This window comes from Streptomyces atriruber (assembly GCF_001418325.1).
Lineage (GTDB): Bacteria > Actinomycetota > Actinomycetes > Streptomycetales > Streptomycetaceae > Streptomyces > Streptomyces atriruber.
Window position 1 is genome coordinate 1 of sequence record NZ_LIPN01000187.1, and the last position, 4,204, is coordinate 4,204.

Genomic DNA, 4,204 nt, shown 5'->3' on the forward strand with positions numbered 1-4,204 from the left:
CCCGCACGTCGCGGGCGCGGCCGCGATCTACCTGGGCCAGAACCCCACGTCGACCCCGGCGCAGGTCTCCGCGGGTCTGGTCAGCGCCGCCTCGACGGGCGTCGTCGGCAGCCCCGGCTCGGGCTCGCCCAACCGTCTCCTGAACGTCACCGGCGGCACGACCAACCCGCCCGGCAAGTCGTTCAGCAACACCGACGACTTCGCGATCAACGACAACGCCACGGCCGAGTCGCCGATCAACGTCACCGGCGTCGAGGGCTCGGCCCCGGCCGCCCTCTCCGTGCCGGTCGTCATCCAGCACACCTACATCGGCGACCTCCAGGTCCAGCTGGTCGCCCCCGACGGCACCGCCTACACCCTCAAGGGTTACGGCACCGGCGGCAGTTCGGACAACATCAACACCACGTACACGGTGAACGCCTCCTCGGAGACGGCCAACGGCACGTGGAAGCTGCGGGTGAGTGACAACGCGGCGCGCGACACCGGGAAGATCGACTCCTGGGGTCTGCAGTTCTGAGCCCTTGAGCGCGTGTGCAGCTGTGTGTACCTGAGTACGTGCGTACTTGAGTACGTGCTTCAGTAGCCCTCGTCCTCGCGATAGGGATCCGGGTCCGTGACCCAGCCCGCCGCGAGGACGAGGCGCGACGTGCGGTGGACGGCGAGGAAGCCGAAGGGGCGGTCGAAGGTGGCGTACGCGTCGGTGGTGACGTAGCGCATCTCGGGCATGCCCGCGCCGTACGCCATGAAGGCCGTGACGGCCGCGGCCCGGAAGCCGAGCGCGCTGAACGTCGCGGTCGCCGCCTGCTCGCCGCTCTGCAGCGCCAGGGGCTCGGCCGCGATCCCCGGGAAGTGGCCGTGCGTCGCGTCCTTCGCGGAGGTCAGGCCGAACAGCTCGTGCCGCGCCATCAGGTCGTGCCGCGCGGTCGACGTGAACGGCACGGTGGTGACGTGCAGCGTCGGCGGGCGGGGCGACGTGGAGCGCACCCTGCCGACCTCCAGACCGGGGCCGACCTCGCCGTACGGCAGGTGGGATCCGGGCACCGCCGGGATCCTGCGCGCGAGCACGTCCACGCCCGCGCCGAGCACCTGCCCCGGTCCCATGTGACCCTCGCCGAGCAGCAGGTGGACGTCGACGCCGGTGTTGCCGAGCACCCGCAGTTCGGTCACGGCTCCGGTGGGGGCCTGTGCGACGCCGACCCGGTCCAGGAGCGACGTCGACCGGTACAAGGAGGCCAGGGAGCGGTCCTGCCACGGGCCGGTCTCCGGGACCAGCAGACCGTCCTCGAAGGGCCGGAGCCACTCGGTCCGCAGGGCCAGCGCGCTCGCCAGGGCAAGCTCCGTGGCCTCGTCCGGATGCGCCGGCATCCGCTCGATCTGCCCACCCGTCCGCTCCGCCGCCCACGCGTCGAGCGTCGCCGCGTCCGCCGCCGGGTTCCCGGTCAGTACGCCGAGGGCGTCCACCGGCACGCCGTCGCGCCACGCGTCCCGCAGCGTCAGGGTGCGCTTGGTCCACAGGCCCAGGGCCGCGTCCATGCCGCGTACGCCGTTCATCGCGGCCAGCAGGTCCCGTGCGGCCGCCGCCGCTTCGTCGGCCCGGAGCCCGACCGCGTCCGCTAGCTCCGTGCGGGCCGCGCCCTCCGCGCCGTCCGCGAGGAACGCGAGGAGGGGCCAGACGCCGGGCGCCGAGAAGACGGTGCCGCGGTCGGCGTCCGCCGTCGCCGCCCACCGCGAGGTCAGGCCGTTGACGGCCTGGATGGCTGTCCGAGTTGTCGAGCTTTGCCGCCGCATTACCTTTTCGCCCCCGCCGCGATTACGATGCGCCAAGCTCTCCGCACCGCTCACCAGAAATCCAGGAGCACGCTACCTGTGGACATACCGCCGCCGCCCGGCCCTCCGTACGCGCCCCCTCCGGGGCAGCCGGGTCAGCCGGACCAGCCCGGGTCGCCGTACGGGCCCAGCCCGTACCAGCAGTGGCCCGGCCCGTACTCCCCCTACTCCCGGCCGCCGGTGAACGGCTTCGCGATCGCCTCCCTGGTCCTCGGCATCCTGTGCTTCCTGCCCGCCGTCGGCCTGATCCTCGGNNTCAGGAAGAAGGGGGAGCGCGGCAAGGGCCTCGCGATCGCCGGCAGCATCCTCTCCGTGGTCGGCGCCCTGCTGCTCGTCCTCGCCGTCGCCACGGGCGGCGCACGCGACTTCGTTGAGGGTTTCCGGGATGCGGCCCGCGAGTCCCGGCAGAACGCGGGCGCCTTCCCGATCGACAAGGGCGGCTGTTTCGATGCGCCCGACGGGAAGATCGACTCCATGAAGTACGCCTTCGAGGTCGACGAGGTGCCGTGCTCCCAGGGGCACGACGGCGAGGTCTTCGCGTCGTTCCGCGTGAATCACACCGGCTACCCGGGGGACGACGAGGTCCTGGAGCTCGCCGAGACCAAGTGCGCCGACCTCCAGTTCGGGTACGTCCTGGACAGCTGGGCGGACTTCGGCGACGCCGACATCTACTACTTCACGCCCGACCGGACGACCTGGCGCCGGGGCGACCGCCACATCACGTGCATCTTCGGCGCCTCGGACCCGAAGCACCCGCTCGAAGGGTCCCTGCGCAGCGACACGACGACGCTCGACGCNNAAGGCGGACCAGCCCTTCAACGAGGCGTATCTGAAGGCGCCGCCCGAGGACGCGCGGATCGAGGACGACCTCGAAGGGCACAAGAAGTGGGCCGCCCGCGTCGACAAGGGCCTCGCCGAGCAGGCGCGGCAGCTGCGCGCGCACGACTGGCCCGCGGCGACGCAGAAGCACATCGACAAGCTCGTGGCCGAGATCGGCAAGAGCCGCAAGGAGTGGGCGAAGGCGGCCGAGGCCTCCGACGCCGACAGCTTCAGCGAGCACTACGTGGCGGGTTTCCAGGGACTCGGCGACAAGGAGGCCATGGCGGCTCGCAAGTCGCTGGGGCTGTCGACGATTTCACCGCGTGACGCGACTCCTGAGGACGGGGCGGAGTCCGGCCTCGGCGAGGACCACGAGGAGGGCGGCGACGGCGAGGAGGTGTGATCCGCCGCCGGAGCGCCTGCCCAGGTAGGCACCCTGAGAGGTTTTTGTCCGCTTCTGTGATAGTTCTTCGGTGTGACGTCCGTCGTGCCGCCGCCCGCCGTGGCCCGGGCCCTGCTCCTGACCGCCGGTCTGCTGAACGCGGCACTCGCCGTCCTCGTCGCCGCCCCGTTGCCCCGTGTGCCGCTCCTGGTGCTCGTCGCCGCCGCGATCACTTCCTGGGGGCTGGTGCTGCTGCCGCCGGGGCTGCTCGGCCTCGCGGGCGCCGCGCTCGCGAGCAGACGTCACCCCTGGTGCGCGGGGCTCGCCGCGCTCGCCTCCTTCGCGGCCCTCGTCTACGGAGTGATGCCGTACGCCGCCGCGTACGGCACCGCGCGGCAGCAGGGGCAACAGCTCGCCCCCGCGCGGTACTTCGACGGCGTCAACTACGCCAAGGTGCCCGACCGTGCGCGCACCCTCACCTACGCGCGCGTGGGCCGCGGTCACGGGGCGCACCGCGGCAAGGGGGAGAAGCTGCGGTTGGACCTGTGGGCGCTGCCCAGGCGGGCCGAGGTGCGGCGCCCCGCCGTCGTGTGGGTGCACGGCGGCGGCTGGAACAAGGGACACCGCAGCCAGACCCCCCAATGGAACCGGTGGTTCAACGCGCGTGGGTGGTCGGTCTTCGACATCGACTACCGCCTCGCGCCTCGCGCCACCCAGCTCGACCAGATCGGCGACGTGAAGTGTGCCGTCGGCTGGGTGCGGCGGCACGCGCGCGTGTACGGCATCGATCCCGACCGCCTTCTCCTGGCGGGCAGTTCGGCGGGCGGCAACCTCGCTCTCGCCGCCGCCTACACGGAGGGCGACGGCAGGGTCCCGGCGTCCTGCGCGGCACGGGACAGCTCGGTCTCGGGCGTGCTCTCGCTCTACGGGCCCACCGACATGCGGCGTCTGATCGCGGGCACCGCGCTGCGCCGCGATCCCATGATCCCGCTCCTGATGGGCGGTTCGGCCGCCACCGCCCCCGCCCGCTACCGCCTCGGCTCGCCCGCGCGGCTCGTCCGGGGCGATGTGCCGCCGACGCTGCTGCTGCACGGGAGCGCGGACCGCGCGGTGCCGGTGGCGCAGGCGCGCGAACTGGCCCGGCGCCTCAAGGGGGCCGGGGCCCCGGCGACGTAC

The 4,204-nt window shown here is 72.8% G+C and carries 4 protein-coding genes and 1 pseudogene; 4 read left to right on the forward strand and 1 reads right to left on the reverse strand.

Annotation, left to right across the window (positions count from 1 at the left end; all coding sequences use genetic code 11):
* On the forward strand, window positions 1-517 hold a 517-nt coding region (locus AOK03_RS20765), incomplete at its 5' end, for a proprotein convertase P-domain-containing protein (RefSeq protein WP_208609564.1).
* Between the two features lie 59 nt (window positions 518-576).
* Here AOK03_RS20765 and AOK03_RS20770 read toward each other — a convergent pair.
* Window positions 577-1,788, reverse strand: a complete 1,212-nt coding sequence (locus AOK03_RS20770; RefSeq protein WP_055566817.1) for a serpin family protein — start codon at window positions 1,786-1,788, stop codon at window positions 577-579.
* Between the two features lie 78 nt (window positions 1,789-1,866).
* On the opposite strand from AOK03_RS20770, the pseudogene AOK03_RS44140 reads away from it, so the two are divergent.
* The 3 genes and pseudogenes from AOK03_RS44140 to AOK03_RS20785 form a co-directional block, all read left to right on the forward strand.
* A pseudogene (locus AOK03_RS44140) lies at window positions 1,867-2,081 on the forward strand (DUF4190 domain-containing protein); the annotation flags it as partial.
* A gap of 220 nt (window positions 2,082-2,301) precedes the next feature.
* Window positions 2,302-2,624: septum formation family protein (locus AOK03_RS44145; protein ID WP_244177679.1), on the forward strand; the 323-nt coding region annotated here is incomplete at its 3' end.
* A 497-nt stretch (window positions 2,625-3,121) separates the two neighbouring features.
* Window positions 3,122-4,204 (forward strand): alpha/beta hydrolase (locus AOK03_RS20785; protein ID WP_055566820.1); only part of this gene is annotated, 1,083 nt, incomplete at its 3' end.